Origin of the sequence: Acholeplasma laidlawii, from assembly GCF_015709225.1 — a bacterium.
GTDB classification, from domain to species: Bacteria; Bacillota_I; Bacilli_A; order Acholeplasmatales; family Acholeplasmataceae; genus Acholeplasma; species Acholeplasma laidlawii_A.
Map to the genome: position 1 here is coordinate 1 of NZ_JADNRS010000030.1, position 23,233 is coordinate 23,233.

Here is a 23,233-nt window from a genome sequence, read left to right on the forward strand (position 1 = left end):
GATAATTTTAATGGAACAACGCAAATTAATCTATTTTGTATTTGTATATACACTGATAGTAATTATCACTTTAAATACTAATGATTTGAATTTTTTGAAAAGTTCTTAACGATATGTTTAATCTTTTTATCAATTACTGCTTATGTTTTATTAACTAGTTTTAGTTATTTTAAATTGAAATACAAAAATTAATAAATTATTGTACTTCAAACTCCAAGCAAACATATTAAAAGAGTATGATTATTTTACTAAGTAACTTGGTTTATGAATATCAATGTGTGGATGTACAAATTTGTGCAGTTGAGATTTCTTATCTATTGTTTATATATTAAGTTATCTTAAATCCTATAAGCGTAAATATTTAAAGTGATCAAGAATCCTATCTATAATTGCTTTAGTGATCATTTCATCATTACCTAATATATTTAAACCGAGTGCTTGCTAAGGGTTTATTAACAGTAGAAGAAAAAGAAATACTTAATATAGATTAAGATGATGAAACATATTAAAGTAATGAAACTATAAGGACGAACATGTCCTTATTTTTATTTAACTATTATGGTTTCAATATGCTAAAATATGATGTATGATAATTTATTTAAAATAAGAAATGGTGGAAGTATATTTCATAACTTCTATAGTTAAAATAATGAGATTAAAAGTAAAAACAAATGATCTTGATTACCAAGGTCAAGGTGTAACAAGAATAGATGATAAAGTAACCTTTATAAAAGGTATGTTTGATGATGAAGTAGGTATCATAGAAATCACAAAATCAAAAAAGAATTTCCAACAAGCAAAACTTATTGAACTTATTCAAAAAAATAAAGAACGTGTATCAGAAAACTCTTTTGACTATGCACCGTTTTTTGGAATCTCCTTAAAAGCAGAATGCTTATGGCAACAAAAGATTACTAAAGAAACCATTAAAAAAATAACAAATTTAGATGTTGAAGTAGAAGACACCATTACAGATGGTAAGAAGCTAAACTACAGAAATAAAATCACTTTACATGTAAAAAATATTGGTGGTTCATTAAAGATTGGTACCTATGAAGAAAACTCTAATTATCTTGAACCAATTGAAACACATCATCTTGCACTACCTGTCATAAATGATAAAATTACAATTTTAAATAAATGGCTTAAAACTTTTAAATTAGAAACTAATGATATTAAAAACTTTACCCTCAGAACAAACGGTAAAGATGTGATGCTCATCATTGGTATAAAACTTAAGTTTGAAGGTGTAGAAAGCATCATAGATGAACTTAAAAAACACTTTGAATCCATCTACCTAAATATTGAAAAAAGAAGTTTTGAAAACCTATCAGATGAGTCAATTCATGTTTATGGTCTAGAGACCATAAACATGACATTTAATCACTTATCATTTGAAATAGGACCTGAAAGTTTCTTCCAGGTAAATAAAGATGTAGCGATTTTAATGTATGATGAAATTAAGAAACTTACCCAAAATCACACAGTCATTGATGCTTATGCAGGTATGGCAAGTATTGGTCAATATATTGATTCTAAAAAGGTATATGCAATTGAATCTAATCTAGATTCAATTACTCAAGCTAATAAGATATTAAAGGTAAATCAAATAGACCATGTAGAGTTGATTCATGGACAAGTAGAAGAAAAACTAGAAGCATACATCAAACATGCGGATGTTATAGTATTTGATCCACCAAGAAGTGGATTAACAGAAAGTATTATTGAACTCGTGAAACTGAATCAAATTAAGATGATTGTTTATGTGTCTTGTGATTTAAAATCACTAGCAAGAGATATCAATGGCTTAAAAGATTTATATGACATTAAAAAGATCATTCCAGTTAGAATGTTCCCGTCTACAGTTCATATGGAAACAATTACCTTGCTTTCGTTAAAATAGCACTTGTTATATACTTGACACATACTTGACAACTCTCTATTTTTAACCCAACTTAATAAAATCAGCCATCAGAAGACCTTCATAGGTATCCGATGGTTTTTTTGTCTATGTGTGCGAATTTCGTCCATTGTGGGAACATATTTTTTGATGAAAAATGACCTTTTTTGTCCGAAAGGTTGTCTTACGCAACACATTTAACTCAACATGGAAGGAACAACAAAAACTTATTATGGTTCAAAATAGTGTAATTTCATTAACTGCATATTTTGTTGTGATATAATATACCTATATGAGCGTTCACTCATATAGATAGGAGATTAGTATGGATCAAAAAGATATCATAGAGTTTTGTGAATGTAATGTTCTTCACCCTGATAAAATAGAAATAGCCCATAGAAATTTGCTTGATAATGAATCTATTTCACTGCTAACTTTGTTCTTCAAAACATTTAGTGATTCCACAAGAATGAAAATCATATTGGCATTAAAAGAAACCGAGTTGTGTGTATGCGATTTGTCTGCTGTAATTAATGTCAGTCAATCTGCTGTCTCACATCAATTGAAAACCTTAAGAGATAACCGTTTAGTCAAATACCGAAAAGAAGGAAATGTTGTTTATTACTCGCTTGACGATGACCACGTCCATGTGTTAATTACACAAGCAATGAATCATCTAAAACATAAGTAGAATGGAGAAGAAACATGAAAGAGATTAAATACAGTTTATCAGAAATAAGCTGTGCGAGTTGTGCAGATAAGATTGAACAAAAGATAAAGAAGTTAAACGGAGTTGAGGAAGGTTATTTGAACTTTGTTACAAAAGAAATCAAGGTACAAGTTACGGATTCAACTGATACCGTAAGACTATTTGACACGATTAAAAAAATTGTGAAAGATGAAGAGGGTGATGTCGAGGTATGTGAACTAACCCCAAATGTCATTTACATTATAGATGGTTTAGACTGTGCAAATTGTGCGGCTAAAATAGAAGAAAAATTAAACAAAACCGAAGGAATTTTAGGTGCCAACGTTGATTTTCTAGCAAAAAAGCTAACACTTCAATTTAAAAATTCTCTAGATCAAAAACGTATGGAAGAGAAGGTTCAAAAAATCATTGATAAAATTGAACCAGGCGTAACTATAGCGCAATCAGATGTGAAGAATGAAGATCACGTTGACGAAGAATCAACGATGACGAAAGATCTAATCATCTTTGGCATAGGTATCTTACTATTTATTGGAGCATTATTGATTGCAAAAGGAACGGTTTTTTACTATGTACTATTTATACTAAGTTATTTCATCATCGGTGGAGAAGTTGTACTGAAGGCAGTCAATAACATATATCGAGGTAAGGTGTTCGATGAAAATTTCTTGATGACGATAGCGACTATGGGTGCATTTGCAATTGGAGAACATCCTGAGGCAGTCGCAGTTATGATTTTTTATCAGGTCGGTGAGTTTTTCCAAGACGTAGCAGTCAATCGATCCAGAAGATCCATTAAAAAATTGATGTCAATCAGACCTGATGTCGCAACGATTAAAAGAGGCAATACTTCTGTGGAAATGCGTGTTGAAGACGTTCAAACTGGAGAGATAATGATCATTAAACCGGGCGAAAGAATTCCGCTTGATGGTGAAGTGTTGTCAGGAGATTCCACGATTGACACAAAAATTCTAACAGGAGAATCTGTGCCAGTAAATGTTACAAAAGGCGAGATGGTACTCTCTGGTTGTATTAATATCAACGGGTTATTGACCGTTAAAGTTACCAAACTCGCAAGCGAATCAACTGTTTCTAAGGTACTTGAATTGGTCGAAAATGCAACCAGCAAAAAAGCACCAACCGAGAATTTTATCACTAAATTTGCACGAGTATATACTCCAATTGTCACTTCGTTGGCTGTTTTGATTGCGGTAATACCACCACTCGTTATACAAGGTGCAACTTTTGAGGAATGGATCTATAGAGCACTTATATTCTTAGTTATTTCATGTCCATGTGCTCTCGTTGTATCGATTCCGCTTGGTTTCTTTGGAGGTATTGGAGCTGCATCAAGAAATGGTATCTTAGTTAAAGGTGGGAATTACCTAGAAGCATTAAATAAAATTGAGATTGCAGTTTTTGATAAGACTGGCACATTGACTGAAGGAACGTTTACGGTGACTGAAATCAATACAGCAAATGGTGCAACACAAGAAGAGTTGCTCGAAAAAGCAGCTTATGTAGAAAGTTTTTCTAATCATCCTATCGCTGTCTCAGTCGTCAATAAATACAATAAACAAATTGATCAAAGTTTAATAACTGATGTTGAAGAAATATCTGGACACGGTGTGAAAGCAACCTATCAAAATGACGTCATTGCAATAGGGAATGCTAGGTTGATGAAAAGAGAAGGTATTGAATTCAAGGAATCTGTTGCCTTGGGTTCAATTATATACATCGCTATCAATGGGAAATATGTTGGAAATATTGTTGTCTCAGATCAGATAAAGAAAGACTCAAAAGCAGCTATCAAAATGTTGAAATCATTAGGCATTAAAAAAACTGTCATGCTAACTGGTGATAAGAAATTAGTTGCTGATACAGTTGGAAAAGAGCTAGATATCGATGAAATTCATAGCGAATTGTTGCCTGAAGATAAACTCAACATTGTAGAGGAGTTATTACTCCAAAAATCGAGCAAGGGAAAACTATTCTTTGTAGGTGATGGTATCAACGATACACCAGTATTAGCGAGAGCTGATATCGGTATAGCTATGGGTGGACTCGGTGCCGATGCAGCCATCGATGTAGCTGATGTCGTGATAATGAATGATGAACCTTCAAAGATAGGTACTGCGGTCTTTGTGGCAAAGAGAACCAGAAAGATTGTTTGGCAAAATATATACTTCGCACTAGGAGTCAAATTCCTGTTTCTAGCCTTAGGAGCTATCGGAATCGCAACTATGTGGGAAGCCGTGATTGCTGATGTTGGGGTATCTTTATTAGCAGTTCTGAACGCAATGAGAGTACTCAAATATGATTACAAAAATAAATAGTTGATTTGATTCGAATGTGTTAAGGGATTGTGTTCATATTGGTTATGATAATCTTAGTCTCTTCAAATAAAAACAATTTCATCTAGTTGTAATCTAAGGGAGCATAATTGTATTTAAGTAGATAGATCAAACCAGAAGTTAAAATTAAGGTGGGGAAGAAAATGTTATTTATATTTATAATAATATTATTGACAGGGGTTGATCAGTGGACAAAGTATCTTGCAGAAACACAATTGAAACCGCTAGGATTTATACCCATTTTTCAAGATGTATTTCATTTAACTTATGCAAGGAATACAGGAGCAGCATTTAGCATTATGATGAATATGCAGGCATTTTAATAATATTCACAGCAATTGTTATTGGCGTATTAACGTACTATTTAATACGATTATTTAAAACAAAAGAGGTAGCCCTTAAACTATCTTTAGCAATCATTATCGGCGGTGCTTTAGGGAATCTTATCGATAGAATTAGATTGAACTATGTGACCGACTTTCTCGAGTTTACACTAATTAATTATCCCATTTTTAATTTTGCAGACGTTTTTGTAGTTATAGGAGTAGTTATACTTTCATATATGCTTTTGTTTAAAGGAGCTATGCCTAAAATTTCTAAGTTATGAAATGGGTTTCTGAAAATGAAATGTATACATCATCTAATGTGATGCATGTGTATTTGGTGCTGATGAAAGTTTCATATGACAATCTTGTAGATTCAAACATAGTAACTCAGTTGTTGAACAAATAATAAAATTGGCTATCTTGTAACAATGATGTCAAGCCTTTTTTTGACTTAAATAAGTATAATTAAGAAAACGTCTATTGTATCAATTATTTGCTATAATGATGTAAAGCATATAAAACAAAAATGGGGATAGATGAACATGGATTTTAATCATATCACTATAGAATATATTAGCGATATAAATTCTGAACAACTTCAAAATATAGAAAGATTAGATGTGAGTGAATCTTTTGTAGATTCTTTAGATTCTATTAATGCATATACGAATTATGGACTTGAACATCATTTAAAAGGACATACATATTTAATTAAATATCAAAATGAACTTGCAGGTATATTACTCATAGGAGAAGGTATAGCATGGGAAACAGATCCTATAGAACTTAAAGATGTACCTTTTTACCGCTTAATGGATTTTATTATTGTCCAAAAATACAGAAATATTGGACTAGGCTCATTTGTGATTGAAAAAGTTATTACTAATATGTATGAAGAATTTGGTGTAAGACCAATTGTCTTAGGAGTACATAAAGATAACATTGGAGCTGAAAAATTCTACTACAAGCACGGGTTTGTTAAAACAAACTATATGGACGGCGATGATTATTACTTTATTCGCTAGACTTAGTCATAAAAAGGGAAAAAAATATAAAAACATATATCATCAAGTAAGTCAAATATTTACAGTAATTAACGATAATGTGAAATTTATTAATTTATAGTGTATAATAAAACGAATCATTTTTAGGGAGAGAAAGCATGTTCATTAAATCTATGATTAAGGGTCTATTTTTTAATATGAACCCTTTATTTGAACGTAATAAGCATGACATTATACGTTACAATAAACAACTAATACCTATCGCATTTATTTTTTCATTGGTTACTATTTTAATCCCAATGTTTTTTTCACTATTTAGACCATCCATGCTAGAAACCTTACCGGCTTATCTAGTTATATTTAGTGTTATTATACTTTTACTTATCCTATTTAACTTTAAACCATTTCATGAAAAACCTTTAGTGTTTGCTTATACATTTGGTATTGTGTTCTTTATATTTGTAGTATACCTAAGTATAGATAGATTTCAATCTAGACCAGCTGGTACTGCACTCATATTTTTTGTTGTTGCACCTTTAATATTTGTAGATAAACCATATAAGATAAACATCTATTTAGTGTTAATGTTTATTATTCATACGATATTATCCTTTCAATATAAGACATTTGATATAGCCTCAGTTGATTTATTAAACTCATTTATCAGTCTTGTAGCTGGCATGTTATTTGGTAGAATCTTCTTAGTCACTAGATTGATAAATTTTGATATGCACAGAGCACTTTTAATAGAAAGAGAAACAGACTTTTTAACGGGTCTACCAAACCGCCGATCACTATTTGAATATGCTCAAAAAGATACATTTAAGGCATATAATTATATGGGTCTTATGATGTTTGACATAGACCGTTTTAAAAAGTATAACGATAACTATGGTCACTTAAATGGCGATCAAGTACTTACAGAATTTGCACGACTATTAGAAGTGTTTTCTAAAACATACCCAGTTAAATTTTACCGATATGGTGGTGAGGAGTTTATTGGAATCACGTACAACCTAGATAAATTAGAACTCATCAACCTAGCAAATCATATTAAAATGGATACCTTTAAATTGAAAGTACCGTTTGAACAAGTCACTACAAGTATTGGTGTTACTGTTACAGATAAAACTGATAATATAGATATAAATGATTTGATAGAACAAGCAGATAAAGCATTATACTCTGGTAAAAACAGTGGTAGAAATAAAGTGATTTTTTACGAGAAAAAATATAAATAAAAGTATAAGAAAAGGGCAGTTGTTTTTAGTAGACAACTGCCCCTATTATTTAATTATTTAAACGCGTTTATATGGTGTATAGCTTTTTTGAGGTTTGGTTTCTGGTTTTAATACAACAAACCCGTATGGTTCTAATGTAATGTTCATAAGTCCAGCTAAGAGTGTCACAGGTTTGACATTTCCTAATACTGTCTTAAAATTGGAATAATTCATTAATCTTGAATCCTTTAATAAGACAGTTTCAGAAACGTCCTCTTTAGATGGATTTATCGCGATGATACAAGTATCCTCAACTTTATCAGTAATACGCATATAACATAATAAGTCATCTGCATTTATGGCTATAAAATCACCAATTTTAAGAGCTCTTTCTCTTTTATGAAGACTAATTAAAGATTGAGTCCACTTTAGAGTTTCATTCTTATCGTTAAATAAATCCCAGTTCATCGGTGCTCTATTCATTGGATCGTTTGCACCATCCATGCCAAGTTCAGTACCATAATACAGATTAGGTGAACCAGGTAGCGTAAACTGCATGACTTGAGCAAGGCGTTGTAGTTCAAGTTTAGGTAGAAGATGCTTTAATCTTGCAACATCATGATTATCAAGTAAGTTCCAAGATTTTAAAATCGGTTCAATACCTGCATCATCAATGGTATCTTTAAACATTTTAATGGCTTTATGAGGTGATAGTTCACCAGATAATAATCTTAAAGTAATTTCTCTAAAAGTAAAATTCATAACACCGTCAATAGATTTTAACCATTTTTCAGGATAGTTCCAAATCTCACCAACAATCATCACATCGGATTTATCTTTTCTAGCATAATCTCTTAGTTCACTTAAGATATCAAAACCGATATCAAAAGCAACATCTAATCTCCAGCCATCAACACCCATTTGAATATAAGAACGGATAACGGAATCATCTTGTTTGAAAATATAGTTTTTAACATCTTCATGTTCTAAATTAAGTTCAGGTAGACTCGGAGCATCTGCCCATAATCTAACACCTCTTGGGTAAACATCATTAAAATCAAAGAAGTGTCTATAACCTTCATGTTTTAGTGCTTTTTGAAACATCGGGTTGCCTACACCCACATGGTTAAATACCCCGTCTAACATGATTTTCATATCATGTTCATGCACATTTTGAATCAGTTTTTTTAAATCTTCTTTAGTACCATATTCTTTAGATATCTCTAAAAAATTGGTTGCATCATACTTATGATTAGAAAGGGATTCAAAAATAGGATTTAAATAGAGTACATCCATACCAAGATTTTTAATGTAGTTTAAACGCTCATTTAAACTATTTAAATCTCCACCCCAAAAATCAAGTTCATGAGACCAGTATCTATGATCTTCTAAGAAAGTACCTGGTTTTGGTAAATTTTTCCAATCATGTAGAGTTTTAGGATATGCATATAACCCATTTTTAGACTCTAAATGACTTGAAGGATTAAATCTATCCACTAAGACTTGATAAACTAATGCGCCATTTCGCCAATCATTTTCTCTTAATTTAAATTTATTGTTGTTCATGATAATCACCTCAATTTTAATTATAGACGAATTTAATCTAGTTACTAGTAAAAATGTAAACAATCAATATACAAGCGGTTACATAATAGAAAATATACATGAAATGCATTAATTTATAAATACTTTTACAGTATTTCACACCCGTATTAAAAAGCTTTGATATAATGAACTTATAAAGGAGGGGTTAGGAAAATGAAAAAAATATTGACTATCATATTTTTGTCTAGTTTATTAATTTTTTTAGTTGCATGTAGTGGTAAGTATAATGGGGGTTACCTTCAAGATGAGAACTATAATTATATTTTTAATGATGATGAACATCAAGAAATAATAGAAAATCCATTTATTGATGTTTCTGTGAATTATAAATCTAACATATCCTTAAGTTCAAACACTGCATCTTATTCGTTTATCAGATCTCAAATTAATAGCGGACGTGCAGTAGATCGTAATGCCGTACGCATTGAAGAAATGGTCAATTTCTTCAATTATAACTATAATCAACCTGAAACAGATAAAACATTTGGGTTTAAATCTGAACTTATCCAAACACCATGGAATAATGAAACCCATTTACTATTAATAGGTTTAGAAACTAAACAGGTTGATTTAGGTGATATACCATCCAATATTGTTATTTTACTGGATGTATCTGGTTCTATGAGTGCTACAAATAAACTTTCACTAGCTAAAAAAGCAATGGAGTTATTAATCGAACAAATGAAACCTAATGATGTGATATCACTTGTTACCTATTCATCTGGTGAAAAGGTGGTTTTTAAGGGTAAAAGTATAGATGATATGGCCTATATGACAAGTCAAATCAGACTCTTAAAAGCAAGTGGTGCAACCGCAGGTAAAAAGGGACTTGATATGGCCTATGAGGTGGCAGAAGAATACTTCATTGAAGGTGGAAACAACCGCATAATTTTAGCAACAGATGGTGATTTTAACGTAGGTATTTCCAGTACAGATATGCTTATTGAATATATTTCTGAGAAAAGAGAAAGTGGCATTTACTTTTCTGCATATGGTTTTGGTTATGGTAACTTTAAAGATGAAAAGTTAGAACGTGTAGCTAATGCTGGTAATGGGACATATCACTATATTGATGACATCATATCAGCTAGAAAGGCTTTTGTGGATAACATAGATGGTGTTTTATATACCGTTGCACGTGATGCAAAGGCTCAAATTGCATTTGATGCATCTGCAGTATTAGAGTATCGTTTGATTGGTTATGAGAATAGACAATTAACAGATGATGAGTTTGATGATGGTACAACGGATGCTGGTGAAATTGGTACAGGTCTTCAAGTGACTGCAATTTATGAATTAAAACTCAATGAAGGTGCTAGTGATGTTGGATCATTAACGATTCGTTATAAAAACCATGACATTACGGATGATACCCAACTTGAAGAAGCATTTACTGTTTTAAATGCAATTAATGAAAACCCAAGTGTCGATGCAAAATTTATTAGTAGTGTCGTAGAATTTGGTCTTATTTTAATGGATTCTAAATATAAAGTGGATGCGGATCTTGGTGCAGTATTAGAACGTATTGAAACAGAAACTTATAATCTAGAAGATTATTACAGAAATGATTTTATAGATGTATTAAAAACCTATAAAGATATGAAAACTTCTTAAACAAATATTCATAAAGGTGCCTAATTATACGTTTATAATTAGACACCTTTTTATTATAAGTAGGTTATATTATGAACATGCTAAAGGGATAAAGTATATGATATAAGGTTTTATGTATAAAAAAGGATCACCTTTCGAATGAAAGATGGTCCTTTTTGCTTTATTTTTTAGCTAACATGCGTAATCCATTTAAGATAACTAATATGGTAGAACCTTCATGGGCTACAACGCCAAATGGAAGATTGACTAATCCAAAGATATTAAATGAAAGTAATGTAAGTATAACAAGCAGTGAGAATATCATATTTTGATAGATGATAGATTGATTAGCTTTTGAGATTCTAAAGATCTTATCAATGTTTTCAATTTTATTATTCATGAAGATGATATCCGCAGTTTCAAGTGACACATCAGATCCACTTCCCATTGAGGCACCAATGTCTGCAATGGCTAGTGCTGGTGCATCATTTACACCGTCTCCAACCATCATGACTTTACCATATTGTTTTTGAAGTTCGATAATGTGTGCACTCTTTTCATGTGGTAATGCATCTGCAATAATAACATCAATACCCGCTTTTTGCGCAATCGCGTGGGCTGTTGCATTGTTATCACCTGTAAGAAGAATAGGTATGATGTTTTCTTTTTTAAGTTTCATGACCATTTCTTTAACGTTTGGTCTTAATTTATCAATGAGTGAAATATATCCAATTAAGTTGTCATTTAAGATGATTTGAACAATAGAGTTTCCATTTGATTGGCTTTCTACCATTTTTGGAGTCACTACATCAGACTTCATATGATCAAACTTACCGATTTTGTATTCATCTTTACCAATTTTGAGTGACATACCTTTTCCAGGTATTTCTGTTACTGGATTTGGTTTATAGGTTGTTGAATCTTCTAAAAAAGTAGTAATTGCACTTGCTAGCGCATGATTAGATAGTTTCTCTACTGAGTAGACAATATCAAGAATATCTTGTTTATTATAATTAGGATCGACAAATACATCAACAACTGCAGGTTTACCTTCTGTGATTGTACCAGTCTTATCAAATACAACAACCTTGATACGGCTTAAGTCTTCTAAGTATTTACCACCTTTAATTAATACTCTACCTCTTGCAGCATTAGATAAAGTAGATAACATTGTAGGTGCAACACTTGCCATAAGTGCACATGGAGAACCAACAACTAATACAACCGTACCACGGTAGAATGCTTGATCCCAAGTCCATGTATTAGTTAGTGGTGGAATCAGCATGAAACCTATCGCAAGAAGTATTACAAAATACACATACCATTTTTCAATTTTTTCAATACGAGTTTGTGTATGACCTTGATTATCTTGTGCATCGCGAACAAGTTTAATAATTTTATTGACAACGAACTCTTCTGGTCGTGTTGTAATCTTAACTAAAATCGCTGAGTTTAGATTATATGTACCAGCAAATACCTCATCATTTTCACCCTTATTCACCGGCATAGATTCACCAGTAATTGCAGCTTGGTTAATTGCGGTTGAACCTTTAAAGATAAGACCGTCAACTGGAATTGCATCCCCAACCTTAACAATAACAATATCTCCAAGTTTAAGATCATTAATTGCTACAACCGTCTCTACACCATCTTGGTAAAGGGTTGCTCTTTCAGGTGAAAGATTTAACAGGGAAGTTAATTCTTTTTGTGATTTATTATGTGCAAATGTTTCCATTAAACCAGAAATTGCAAATATCATAATAAGTAATGCAGCTTCAAGTGGATTACCAATAATAAATGCTGACACAGCTGCAATAATCATTAAGATTTCTACGTTTAATGCCTTGTTAGCAATAGTTTCCTCAACACCTTCTTTAGCTTTGAAGAACCCACCTAATATAAAGGATAAAGCATACAATACGATAAGTGGTAATTGAACATTATCTCCATTATTTGGAAGCAATGTAAAGTTTAATATGACGGCTACTCCTAAGAGTAGAACCGATGTGACAACGAATGTAAGTTCGATATTTAATCTAGTAAATAATTTTTTCATATAGACCTCGTTTCTTAGTAATAATCTACCACCAATATTATAAATAGTCAACTTATTTATAAAAATAATTACCTTATTTATAATAATTATAATGAGCAAGTGCTCTATTTAAAATAATTATAAATTGGTAATTTTTACTTATAAAAAGTATAATTAAGAAACTCAAAAAAGGGATGGAAATGTTTGATTATCGCTTAGGCATATGATACAATACTATTGCGTCAAAATTTCAACGCACAATTAGCTCAGCGGGAGAGCACCTGCTTGACGTGCAGGGGGTCACAAGTTCAATCCTTGTATTGTGCACCATGTTAACATTGATTAGAGATTCTTCTGCGAGAGTCTCTTTTTTTAATCCTAAAACATTAATTAACAAAAAACTATATAAAAGATATATAATAAAGATGATTTATCGGTGAAATTATATTAGTATTTGTTTTACTTTGGGGATTAGGATTATTCCAAACAAACGATTGGGTAACAGAAGCAATGGTACGTCAGTACATCTCTTTTATACCTTTTGGTAATGAACAACTCGTTGAATACATGGATGAGATTGTAGCTAGTGGTATGTTACCTCTGTTTTTAGCAATTGTCGATTTAAGTATTAAAATGAGTATTTTCATTGTCTTTTACACAATCCTTAGAGCTATATTCAAATGGTTCTTATTTGGTATACCTTGGTTAATATTTATTAAACCGATTGTTAAGGATAAAGAAAAGAATAAATTTTTAGGCGGTATCGTAGGTATCTTTAGAGGTGCCTTTGCTGGATTTTTCTTAATCTTTCCTGTCTTAATTATCATTAATACAGTAGTTGGTGAGGGTGTTGAGTTAGATAATCCCGAATACAGTGATATTGCCCAAGCAGTATCACAAGCAAATCAATATAACTTTGTTAAATATATTAATGATGCGACTAAAGTTAATGATATTGGTCTAGCAGATTTCATGTTTGACCTAGCTTTTAAATCTAAAGTCAATGATGACGAAATGATTGTTTGGCGTGTCGAATTAAAATGGATTGCTGAAGCAGGTAAAGTAGCACTACCTTATATATTAGATGAAAATTCGGAAATGGAAATCACCTTAGCTGAAATCACTAAATTCGAAGGCGCTTTTACCGCGTTTTCTAATTCTCAACTCTTAAACTCAAGTGTCAAACCAATGATGAAATTTGCTATCCTTGTCGCATCAGAACAAGAAGGATTTGATTTCTTATCAGAAACAGAAATTGCTGATTTGATTACACAAATCGATGGTGTAGATATTGATTTATCAAATGATGTCAATGAAGTATATCTTGCAGCTAAAGAATTATTAACCATACAAGATTATGCACAATGGCAAGCATCGCTTGAAAACCTTGGTTTAATAGCAAACTTTGATAGCGATGATCAAGACTTATTTATAAGTGCATTAAATAGATTAGTTACCCTTGATTTACTTAAACTAGCAGATCCTATTTTATCTGTAGGTATGTATGATCAATCTATCGTTGATCAAATTACTTGGTTAGAAACCAATGAAGAAAAAGTAGAACTACTGAATAGCGTTCGTGCAAAATTAAATGCTTATGAAGGTGAATTTGTCTCAACAACTCTAAGCGAACTTGTTGGATTATTTGAGACAACATTCTACAGTTTCCCAGGTATTGATCTTGATGGTGATGGTACAACCGATGTCGAACTATCTGAATTAATAGAAAACATGGAAGACTTAAGTATTATATTAAATAAAGATCCACAATATCATACTTGGTTTAAAGAAGTATTAGATGGTGTTGGTTCATTATCTGTGATTGACGTATTTATGGAACCACTCATGGGTATTGCTTACAGTCAAATAGCCGGTCAAGATGAAATGTTTGATGAAACAGAATTAGCATTATTAAAAGATATTATAGAAACTAACTTTAGCGATAGTGATGACTTAGTAAGAGAACTAACTTGGATTGCTGATGTTTATTATGCGATTGGTAGTTTAGAAGTAGGCGAATTATTAAAGGCTGGTGAAACACCAATTGTTATTATGGACACATTACTTGTTGATAATGATGGTCAACTGCTATTTAAAGAAATGGTAGATACCTTCTTAGAAGGTCAAACAATTAGTGCATTAACAAATCAAATGAGTAGTGCACTTATTAGAAAATATGTCACTGAACCAGTGACATTAGCTGAGCCACTCAACCGTGCAGCAGCAATTTCTTCATTTAATTTTAATACTGAAATTAATGTATTATTAGATGTCTTATTCGGTCTATATGATGAAGGTATGACACTTGAAGCAGCAATGAGTACAGAAGAAGACTCTAATATGCTAGAAACATTATTACCTTCCATCATTACTTATATTAGAGATGAAGCACAAAAAACTAAGTTATTATCATCTAACATCCTATATTCATTCTTAGATTATAACTTATCAAGTATCCCAATGCTTGAAATGCCTGAAGTGATTTATGAAACAGAAGGTATGTATGAAGGTTGGATTAAAAAGACTGAATTATCTAATTTATTATCCGTTATTGATGGTTTATTAACTGAAATGGAATCTCATGATATGGGTATTGAAGATCTCTTGGGTGGTATGGAATCTATGAATGAATTCTTCCCTGTGATTAAAGGCTATGCAAGTAGTGAAGAAAATAGAGATACACTCTTATCATCAGATATCATTTATAAGACCGTAGATGACTTGATTCAAGGTATTGATTTAATTACTATCCCAGATAATGCAATCGTTACTGATGTCAACTCACCATATTATGAATGGACAGAACGTGTTGAACTTAAAAAGATATTAGAAGCAATTGTAATTATGAATGTCGATGTACCACAAGAAGGCGAACAAATGAACTTAGATGCTATTACAGGTGAACAGATTAATGATGTAATCCTTGTAGAATCTAAAGTTATGACAAGACTACTTACAACCTATATTAAAGATGCAAATATTTTTGATATCCCTGAAGTAGCTTATGAAACGAATGAAGCACTTGATCTTAAACAAGAAGAACTCGAAGCGTTAGGTAATTTATTAGTTGATTTAAACCTTACATTAGGGGACTTAATTGGTGGTGGCGCTGGTAACTTACTAGATAGTTATTATGTAAGTGACCTAACAAGCTTAGATTATAGTCAATCCTATCTAATCAAAGGATTTATTACCCACGGTATTAAAACCGGTATTGGCACACCGCATTCACTTGCACTTGATACAACTTACCCAGAAGTATTAAGTAATACTGAAATCGGTGAATTATTCAACATCTTAAATGCATTAGATACTATACCATCTATGACTGTACAAGGATTAATGGATACACTGGATCCAACCGTTTTAACCTATGAACAAACATCCGATATCATTAATAGTGGAGACTCTATCGTTATTAGATCTTTATTTAGTGATAATTTATTAGGTACTCAAATCATTAGTGACCTAACACTTCAAGATGTAGCATATCATGATAATAATAGTACCTATGTCTATGATTTAATTAGTTACGATGAAATGAAAAAATTAGTCGATGCACTTGCTAACTTATTTGAACCAACAGATGTTGTTGTTGACTCTGTTACAAACCTAGATACAGATACATTAACCATTCATAATATGATGCTCATGCATCAAGAAACATCTAGTATCATCCGCACATTAATGAGTGATTCTATTATTGGGTTTGCTACACCTCAAAGAATATCTGATGACGCATATGATAAATTAGCTCTAGGTGATTTAACTTACGTAGAATTAACTAATTTCTTAAATGCAATCGCTGTATTAGATACCACATATAATGATGGTGACTTAAATAATGACTTACCAGTAACAGATTTAGTGGATACATTAGCAGGTACTGTAGGTCAACTTAAACTTGGACAAATGCAAAGTATGCATCAAGAAGGCTCACTGATTATGCAAAAATTCATGTCAGAAGGTATTATCGCAGCTGTACAAAGACCAAATGTTAGAGATGATGCATTTAGTGACCTAACAATGGAAATTGTTGATCATGGTGAAATTACGAAGTTACTCCTATCACTTAATGATATTGCATTATCTATGCATGCAAATGATCAAAACTTAGCTGATGATGAAACAATTACCAATGTAGAATCTAACATCTCAACAAACCTAGAAACATCACTGATTCGTACAATAGCTACAAGAGAATCTATTATTGTTTATAGAAAAGTAACAAATGCAATCAGTTCAAGCCTACCAGTTGCAATACCTACACTAGCACTACAAAACCATGCATATACAGGTGATGATATTACATCGACTGAACTTGTTAACTTGACTTACGCGCTTGATGACCTTGGCTTTACAAATATTGATACATCGATAGTTGACTCTGGGGCATCTGATTTATTAAATGTAAAAGATGCATTAACTAGAAACTCTTATATTATAGATAGAATGATTTCAGATGCTGTAACTACTGCAGGTTTAGATACTGTAGAATCTCATACAGGTATGGAAGATCCACTAATTGATATTCAAAAAGATGAACTAACAAATTTAGTAGACGCGTTTATTGCGTTTGGTATTAGTGATATCAATAATGCTACAAGTACAAGCATGGCTACATTATATGCAAGTGCTCAAGCAATGAGTGAAACCGAATTTAACGCTTATATCGATTTTGTTGAACCGTATGATCCATTAACAGAAGATCTCAGATTAACTATTGTTAAAGACTTCTTGATTGCTAAACTAGATAACCAAATTTCAGATCCGTTTAACTTCCCAAATAAGATCTCAGTTACAAACCGTCAAGAACTACATGATTTAATTTACCCATAAAAATTTAAGTACTTACAAACCCAGAAAAGCACTTTCTGGGTTTGTATCTATGTTTATAAGCGTAACATTGAATAAAAAATAATGTATAATAGAACTATGAAAGGTAGGGGATGTGTATGAAACCGTCATATGGATGGCTTCTTAAATGGATTCTAGCAGCAATATTAATCGCTGTAGGTCTTACAATGTTTTTCCAAAAAGATTTAGTATTTTTAATTACAGGTATAGTGATTGTAGTGTTTTCACTATTTAGAGTGGTACCCCTTGTCAAATCACTTAACAAAGAAATTTTAAGAACAATTAACTTAATTGAGATTATCTTTGATTTTTTATTAGGCGCATTAATGATTTATGTGGGTTATGAATCCATTAATTCAGGGAATGCAATTGATCCGATTTGGAGTCAAGTATATAAATACACCTTAGCATTTGTATTCTTAGCTCGTGGTGTTGTATTCTTTTATTCCACAGTATTTTTGGAAGAGAAAACAGAACAAATTAAGTTTTGGACACATATTGTTATATTTGCATTAGGTGCATTAATCCTTGGATTAAAAGACTTTGATGAATCTGCAATTGCATGGTTATTACTTGTTATTTCACTATTAGGTGGTGCCTACTTAATCTATGATGGATCTAGAGGCTATGGTAAATACCGTGAGTACAGTTTGGGTATAAACACTAAAAAGGAAAAGGCTAAAAATGTAGAAAAAGAATTACCTACAACAGATAAGCCACAACCTGAAAAAGATAGTGACAGACCATATATAAGTTAAGCATTATAATGAATAAACCTTTTAAAAAGCGCTAAATTAGCGCTTTTTTTAATGTTGTATGTACACATAATTAAATCTGTTTTATATCTACTACAAAGTATATTTAATAAATTTTCTAAAATAAAATAATGATGTGTGTAGTCTAGCTTGTATGCTATAAAATTCATGAAGTATATACATACTAAACTTTGAAACAAAAATAATTTGAAAGGGAAGTGTTTTCAATAATTTGAACTTCAAAACAATTGACAAATGGCTTAAAAGTGATAGAATGTTAATAAGTTTGAAGTTCAAGGCAATTCGAGCTTAGATTCATCACATCATTATAAGAAATATTAACTGAATATGCTTATGCGTATTTGGCCTTTATTGCGTTTTAAAAACTCAAGATCTAATGATGTATAAAAAATGAAAACGAGAGAACAATATGAAACTAAATGAAATCAAAAGTATTATAAAAGACTTTGAAACATCCACTCTTACAGTTTTACAATTAGAAACTGATAATGTGAAGTTAAAATTATCCAAAAATAAAGAAAACAATGTAGAACAAGTAGTACAATCATCAGATGTTACAGCAAGTACCCAGATGGTACACAATTCTCAAACAGCTGTACCAGTTGCAACGACGCCTAATTTAGGTGATTTAGCAATCAAATCACCGCTTGTAGGCACTTTTTATGAAGCGTCCTCACCTGATGCTGAACCATTTGTAAAAGTTGGTGATGTAGTTAAAAAAGGACAGGTCGTATGTATTGTTGAAGCGATGAAAATTATGAATGAAATTACATCGTCAGTAGATGGCAAGGTGACTAAAATCAACTTTAAAAATGGTGATGTTGTAGGGTTTGATGATGTCTTATTTGCAGTGGTGCAAGCGTAATGGCACAAAACAAGGTATTAGTAGCAAACCGTGGTGAAATTGCTGTTCGTATTATTAGAGCATGTAAAGAATTAGGTATACCTGTTGTAGCGGTCTATTCAACTGCTGATAAATCTTCACTGCATACGAAATTAGCAGATGAAGCAGTTTGTATTGGGTCTGCAAGATCCAAAGATAGTTATTTAAATATGCAGGCTGTATTAAGTGCAGCAATCGCAACAGGATGTAATGCCATTCACCCAGGTTATGGCTTTTTAGCAGAGAATGCTAAATTTATCGAGATGGTTGAAGCAACAGGTATTAAGTTTATCGGTCCATCATCTAACGTTGTTAGTAAATTAGGTGATAAAGCGACTGCCAGAGCGATTGCAAAAGCAGTAGGTGTTCCAGTCGTTGAAGGTTCTGATGGTGTTGTTGAAAACAAGGAGATCGGATTAAAGATTGCTAAACAGATTGGTTATCCTATTATGATTAAAGCAAGTTCTGGTGGTGGTGGACGTGGTATTAGCGTATGTCACAATGATACAGAATTCAAAAAGGCTTTTGACATGACATCGATGGAGGCAGAATCAGCATTTGGCGATAAATCTGTCTATATTGAAAAATTTGTAGAAAATCCAAGACATATTGAAATCCAAATTATTGCAGATAGTAAAGGCAATGTCGTCCATTTATATGAACGTGATTGTTCAATGCAAAGACGTAATCAAAAATTAATTGAAGAAGCACCGTCTTCTATTTTAAATGAGGACTTAAGACGCAAAATGGGTCAATCCGCAGTTAAGTTAGCTAAACATGTAGGCTATGAAAATGCTGGAACCATTGAATTTTTAGTAGACTCTAGAAAAAATTACTATTTTATTGAAATGAATACACGCATTCAAGTAGAACATCCAGTTACTGAGATGATTACAGGTATTGATCTTGTTAAAGAACAAATTAAAATAGCATATGGTAAGCCTCTAAGCTTTAAACAACGTGATGTGAAAATTACAGGGCATGCGATTGAATGTAGAATCAATTCTGAGGATCCAATGAATAACTTTATGCCGGCTCCTGGTAAAATCGGTAAGATTTTACTACCAGGTGGTTTTAATGTACGCTTTGATTCTCATATATATCCAGATTATGAGGTACCACCTTTCTATGATTCAATGTTGGGTAAATTAATTGTATTTGCACCTACTAGAAAAGAAGCGATGCGTAAAATGCGCATTGCACTAGAACAATTAGTTATTGAAGGTATTACTACAAATATTGAATATCATTATGCAATATTACATGCTACTGATTTTATTAAAGGTACATATGATACAGGATTTGTAGCTAAATTTAATGGATTAATCCAAGGTGAATATAATGAATCACTTATTGGATGAACGTAAAAGAAGATTATCTCAGTTCCATGAGATTATTAAAAAAAGACCTATAGAAACTAAACCAGTAGATATTCCTGATGGTGTATTTACTCAGTGTGAACAATGTAACTCTGCAATTTATAATAAGGATTTAGAACATAACTATGAAGTATGTCCTTATTGTAGTTACCATTTTAAAATTAATGCGGTAAAACGTTTAAAGTATACACTTGATGAGGATACTTTTAAACCTTTATTTGAGAACATAACATCCAAAAATCCTCTAGGCATGCCTGAATATGAAGAAAAGTTAGATAAAGGTATGAGAATGGCAAAAATGAATGAAGCATTTTTAGCAGGAACCGGGAAAATAGATGGTCAAAACTTGGCTATCGGTGTTCTTGATTCATATTTTATGATGGGTTCAATGGGTTCAGTTGTAGGGGAGCGTATCACTAGATTAATTGAACATGCTGCTAAGCACAATTTACCGCTAGTGATATTTAGTGCATCCGGTGGAGCACGTATGCAAGAAGGTATTTTAAGTTTAATGCAAATGGCTAAAACATCTGGTGCACTAAATTTGCTTGATGAAAAAGGCTTAGTATACATTTCTGTAATGACGAATCCAACAACCGGTGGTGTTGCTGCATCCTTTGCAAGTTTAGGGGATATCAATATTGCTGAAAAATCCAGTTTAATTGGTTTTGCAGGTGCTAGAGTTATTAAACAAACAATTGGTCAAGATTTACCAACTGGTTTTCAAACCGATGCTTTTCAACTTCAAAAAGGACAAGTGGACTTGGTTGTTTTAAGATCTCAATTGAAAAAGACTATATCAACATTACTTAAACTACATGCTAAGAAGGTGACATCATGACAGATATGGATAAAGTTTGGCAAAGAGTTAAGTTGGCACGTAGTGCTGATAGACCAACATCAAAGTCACTTATTAAAGCAATCTTCCCTGATTTCATTGAACTACATGGTGATCGTCTTTATGGCGATGATGAAGCTATTGTAGGTGGACTGGCGACCTTTAACGATATACCAGTTACGGTGATTGCTGAAGAAAAGGGTACTGATACACAAAATAGATTAAAACATAATTTTGGTATGCCACATCCTGAAGGTTATCGTAAGGCATTAAGATTGATGAAACAAGCCGAGAAGTTTAAACGTCCTATTATTACAATTATTGATACACCGGGTGCTTATCCGGGACTTGGCGCAGAAGAACGTGGCCAAGCAGGCGCGATTGCATTAAATTTAAAAGAACTGATGGTGTTAAAAACACCTATTATTGTCATTGTATTAGGTGAAGGTGGTTCTGGTGGTGCTCTTGCTATAGGTGTAGGAGATCACATTATGATGTTTGAAAATGCGATATATTCTATATTATCACCTGAAGGATTTGCTTCAATTTTATTTAAGGATAGTACACGTGCTAACGAGGCTGCTCATTTAATGAAGCTTACAGCAGAAGACTTAAAATCATTTGGTATTATAGATGAAATCATCTTAGAGGGTAAGGGATTAAATACAGACCCTGAAGTCGGTTATACCAATCTAAAGAAACAAATAAGTAAACAACTAACAAAATTAATGAAAACACCTGTAGAAAAACTTCTTGTTAATAGATATGACAAGTTCAAAAAAATGGGTGAATACGAAGAAAGTGTGATCAAAAATGAAGAACTTGCCGATTAAAATAGTAAGTACTGGTCGTTATGCACCAGATAATGTTATGACAAATGATGATTTTAGTAAAATATTAGATACGAATGATGAGTGGATTACTACTAGAACAGGTATTAAAAGACGCCATATTGCTCAAGGTGAAACCGCAATTGATATGGCATATAAAGCAGCTTTAAAGGCTGTTGAAAATAAAAATTATGATAAAGAAAAAATTGATTTAATTATTGTTGCAAGTATTACATCTCCAGTTAAAACACCATCTATTGCAAATTTAATCCAAGCTAAACTTGGACTAAATCATAAAAACATCGTAGCATTTGATATTAATGCTGCATGTAGTGGATTTGTTTATGCAGTTGAAATCGCAGCAAGTATGATTTCATCAGGTAATTATAAATCAGCATTAGTTATTGGTTCTGAACATATGTCATCTATCATTGATTGGGAAGACCGTTCAACTGCTATCCTATTTGGTGATGCTGCTGGTGCAGCAATTATTGAAGTAAGTGATAATCCAAAAGATAATGCATATTTCTGGAATGGTTCTAGAGGTGATGATACGGGTATTTTATGGATTGATCCAAAAGTAAAGATGGCAGGACGTGAAGTCTATAAATTTGCAGTGGATATTATGCCTAAAGCTATTCATAAAGTACTTGAAAAAGCAGGACTTACAATTGATGATATCGATTATATTATTCCTCACCAAGCTAACTACAGAATTATTCAAAGTGTTGCTAAAGATATGAATTTACCGATTGAAAGATTTTTAATGAACCTAGAAGAGTATGGTAATACATCCGCAGCAAGTATTCCATTCTTATTAGATGAACATAAGACGAATAACCCTGAAGTAAAAAGAGTTTTATTCGTTGGATTTGGCGGTGGTTTCACTTGGGGTGCAGCCATCCTAAATGTGTAGGTAACTTT

At 32.1% G+C, this 23,233-nt stretch carries 17 protein-coding genes and 1 tRNA gene; 16 read left to right on the forward strand and 2 right to left on the reverse strand.

Annotated features, from left to right (window positions below):
• The first annotated feature begins 649 nt into the window (after positions 1–649).
• The 7 genes from rlmD (at position 650) to IY230_RS03340 (ending at position 7,534) form a co-directional block, all read left to right on the forward strand.
• Complete coding sequence (gene rlmD, locus IY230_RS03315; protein WP_196369913.1) at positions 650–1,903, forward strand: 23S rRNA (uracil(1939)-C(5))-methyltransferase RlmD; 1,254 nt, start codon at positions 650–652, stop codon at positions 1,901–1,903.
• Between the two features lie 322 nt (positions 1,904–2,225).
• Positions 2,226–2,591, forward strand: coding sequence for an ArsR/SmtB family transcription factor (locus IY230_RS03320; protein WP_196369914.1), 366 nt, complete (start codon positions 2,226–2,228; stop codon positions 2,589–2,591).
• A 14-nt stretch (positions 2,592–2,605) separates the two neighbouring features.
• Positions 2,606–4,945: a heavy metal translocating P-type ATPase gene (locus IY230_RS03325; RefSeq protein ID WP_196369915.1), complete on the forward strand. Its 2,340-nt coding sequence runs from the start codon at positions 2,606–2,608 to the stop codon at positions 4,943–4,945.
• Between the two features lie 161 nt (positions 4,946–5,106).
• Complete coding sequence (locus IY230_RS06670; protein ID WP_269059429.1) at positions 5,107–5,286, forward strand: signal peptidase II; 180 nt, start codon at positions 5,107–5,109, stop codon at positions 5,284–5,286.
• A 44-nt stretch (positions 5,287–5,330) separates the two neighbouring features.
• Positions 5,331–5,570, forward strand: coding sequence for a signal peptidase II (locus tag IY230_RS06675; RefSeq protein WP_308705627.1), 240 nt, complete (start codon positions 5,331–5,333; stop codon positions 5,568–5,570).
• Between the two features lie 261 nt (positions 5,571–5,831).
• A complete protein-coding gene (locus IY230_RS03335) occupies positions 5,832–6,314 on the forward strand; it encodes a GNAT family N-acetyltransferase (protein ID WP_196369916.1) in 483 nt (160 codons plus the stop codon).
• Positions 6,315–6,451: 137 nt separating this feature from the next.
• Positions 6,452–7,534, forward strand: a complete 1,083-nt coding sequence (locus IY230_RS03340; RefSeq protein ID WP_196369917.1) for a GGDEF domain-containing protein — start codon at positions 6,452–6,454, stop codon at positions 7,532–7,534.
• A gap of 57 nt (positions 7,535–7,591) precedes the next feature.
• Here IY230_RS03340 and IY230_RS03345 read toward each other — a convergent pair whose 3' ends face one another.
• Complete coding sequence (locus IY230_RS03345) at positions 7,592–9,079, reverse strand: glycoside hydrolase family 13 protein (protein ID WP_196369918.1); 1,488 nt, start codon at positions 9,077–9,079, stop codon at positions 7,592–7,594.
• 192 nt (positions 9,080–9,271) lie between these two features.
• On the opposite strand from IY230_RS03345, the gene IY230_RS03350 reads away from it, so the two are divergent.
• On the forward strand, positions 9,272–10,732 hold the full coding sequence (locus IY230_RS03350) for a vWA domain-containing protein (RefSeq protein WP_196369919.1): 1,461 nt from the start codon (positions 9,272–9,274) through the stop codon (positions 10,730–10,732).
• A 160-nt stretch (positions 10,733–10,892) separates the two neighbouring features.
• Here IY230_RS03350 and IY230_RS03355 read toward each other — a convergent pair whose 3' ends face one another.
• Entirely contained in the window at positions 10,893–12,767 is a 1,875-nt protein-coding gene (locus IY230_RS03355) for a heavy metal translocating P-type ATPase (protein WP_196369920.1), read from the reverse strand.
• 234 nt (positions 12,768–13,001) lie between these two features.
• Between IY230_RS03355 and IY230_RS03360 the strand changes: the two genes are divergently transcribed.
• The 8 genes from IY230_RS03360 to IY230_RS03395 all read left to right on the forward strand — a co-directional run bounded on the left by IY230_RS03360 (position 13,002) and on the right by IY230_RS03395 (position 23,225).
• Positions 13,002–13,076 (forward strand) — tRNA-Val (locus IY230_RS03360).
• A 180-nt stretch (positions 13,077–13,256) separates the two neighbouring features.
• Positions 13,257–17,585, forward strand: a complete 4,329-nt coding sequence (locus tag IY230_RS03365) for a hypothetical protein (RefSeq protein WP_196369921.1) — start codon at positions 13,257–13,259, stop codon at positions 17,583–17,585.
• Positions 17,586–17,701: 116 nt separating this feature from the next.
• The gene (locus IY230_RS03370) at positions 17,702–18,361 is read left to right on the forward strand and encodes a hypothetical protein (RefSeq protein ID WP_196369922.1); all 660 of its coding nucleotides are present in this window, start codon (positions 17,702–17,704) and stop codon (positions 18,359–18,361) included.
• Between the two features lie 427 nt (positions 18,362–18,788).
• Positions 18,789–19,244: an acetyl-CoA carboxylase biotin carboxyl carrier protein gene (gene accB, locus IY230_RS03375; protein ID WP_196369923.1), complete on the forward strand. Its 456-nt coding sequence runs from the start codon at positions 18,789–18,791 to the stop codon at positions 19,242–19,244.
• Positions 19,244–20,623: an acetyl-CoA carboxylase biotin carboxylase subunit gene (gene accC, locus IY230_RS03380; RefSeq protein ID WP_196369924.1), complete on the forward strand. Its 1,380-nt coding sequence runs from the start codon at positions 19,244–19,246 to the stop codon at positions 20,621–20,623. The genes accB and accC overlap by 1 nt, the downstream gene beginning before the upstream one ends.
• The gene (gene accD / locus IY230_RS03385) at positions 20,604–21,482 is read left to right on the forward strand and encodes an acetyl-CoA carboxylase, carboxyltransferase subunit beta (protein ID WP_196369925.1); all 879 of its coding nucleotides are present in this window, start codon (positions 20,604–20,606) and stop codon (positions 21,480–21,482) included. The genes accC and accD overlap by 20 nt, the downstream gene beginning before the upstream one ends.
• Positions 21,479–22,312: an acetyl-CoA carboxylase carboxyltransferase subunit alpha gene (locus tag IY230_RS03390; protein ID WP_012242410.1), complete on the forward strand. Its 834-nt coding sequence runs from the start codon at positions 21,479–21,481 to the stop codon at positions 22,310–22,312. The genes accD and IY230_RS03390 overlap by 4 nt, the downstream gene beginning before the upstream one ends.
• Positions 22,293–23,225, forward strand: coding sequence for a beta-ketoacyl-ACP synthase III (locus IY230_RS03395; protein ID WP_196369926.1), 933 nt, complete (start codon positions 22,293–22,295; stop codon positions 23,223–23,225). The genes IY230_RS03390 and IY230_RS03395 overlap by 20 nt, the downstream gene beginning before the upstream one ends.
• The last annotated feature ends 8 nt before the right edge of the window (positions 23,226–23,233 follow it).

Coding starts and splice junctions, on each gene's coding strand:
- rlmD (WP_196369913.1), top strand. CDS start 650: ATGAGATTAAAAGTAAAAACAAATGATCTTGATTACCAAGGTCAAGGT.
- IY230_RS03320 (WP_196369914.1), top strand. CDS start 2,226: ATGGATCAAAAAGATATCATAGAGTTTTGTGAATGTAATGTTCTTCAC.
- IY230_RS03325 (WP_196369915.1), top strand. CDS start 2,606: ATGAAAGAGATTAAATACAGTTTATCAGAAATAAGCTGTGCGAGTTGT.
- IY230_RS06670 (WP_269059429.1), top strand. CDS start 5,107: ATGTTATTTATATTTATAATAATATTATTGACAGGGGTTGATCAGTGG.
- IY230_RS03335 (WP_196369916.1), top strand. CDS start 5,832: ATGGATTTTAATCATATCACTATAGAATATATTAGCGATATAAATTCT.
- IY230_RS03340 (WP_196369917.1), top strand. CDS start 6,452: ATGTTCATTAAATCTATGATTAAGGGTCTATTTTTTAATATGAACCCT.
- IY230_RS03345 (WP_196369918.1), bottom strand. CDS start 9,079: ATGAACAACAATAAATTTAAATTAAGAGAAAATGATTGGCGAAATGGC.
- IY230_RS03350 (WP_196369919.1), top strand. CDS start 9,272: ATGAAAAAAATATTGACTATCATATTTTTGTCTAGTTTATTAATTTTT.
- IY230_RS03355 (WP_196369920.1), bottom strand. CDS start 12,767: ATGAAAAAATTATTTACTAGATTAAATATCGAACTTACATTCGTTGTC.
- IY230_RS03365 (WP_196369921.1), top strand. CDS start 13,257: ATGGTACGTCAGTACATCTCTTTTATACCTTTTGGTAATGAACAACTC.
- IY230_RS03370 (WP_196369922.1), top strand. CDS start 17,702: ATGAAACCGTCATATGGATGGCTTCTTAAATGGATTCTAGCAGCAATA.
- accB (WP_196369923.1), top strand. CDS start 18,789: ATGAAACTAAATGAAATCAAAAGTATTATAAAAGACTTTGAAACATCC.
- accC (WP_196369924.1), top strand. CDS start 19,244: ATGGCACAAAACAAGGTATTAGTAGCAAACCGTGGTGAAATTGCTGTT.
- accD (WP_196369925.1), top strand. CDS start 20,604: ATGAATCACTTATTGGATGAACGTAAAAGAAGATTATCTCAGTTCCAT.
- IY230_RS03390 (WP_012242410.1), top strand. CDS start 21,479: ATGACAGATATGGATAAAGTTTGGCAAAGAGTTAAGTTGGCACGTAGT.
- IY230_RS03395 (WP_196369926.1), top strand. CDS start 22,293: ATGAAGAACTTGCCGATTAAAATAGTAAGTACTGGTCGTTATGCACCA.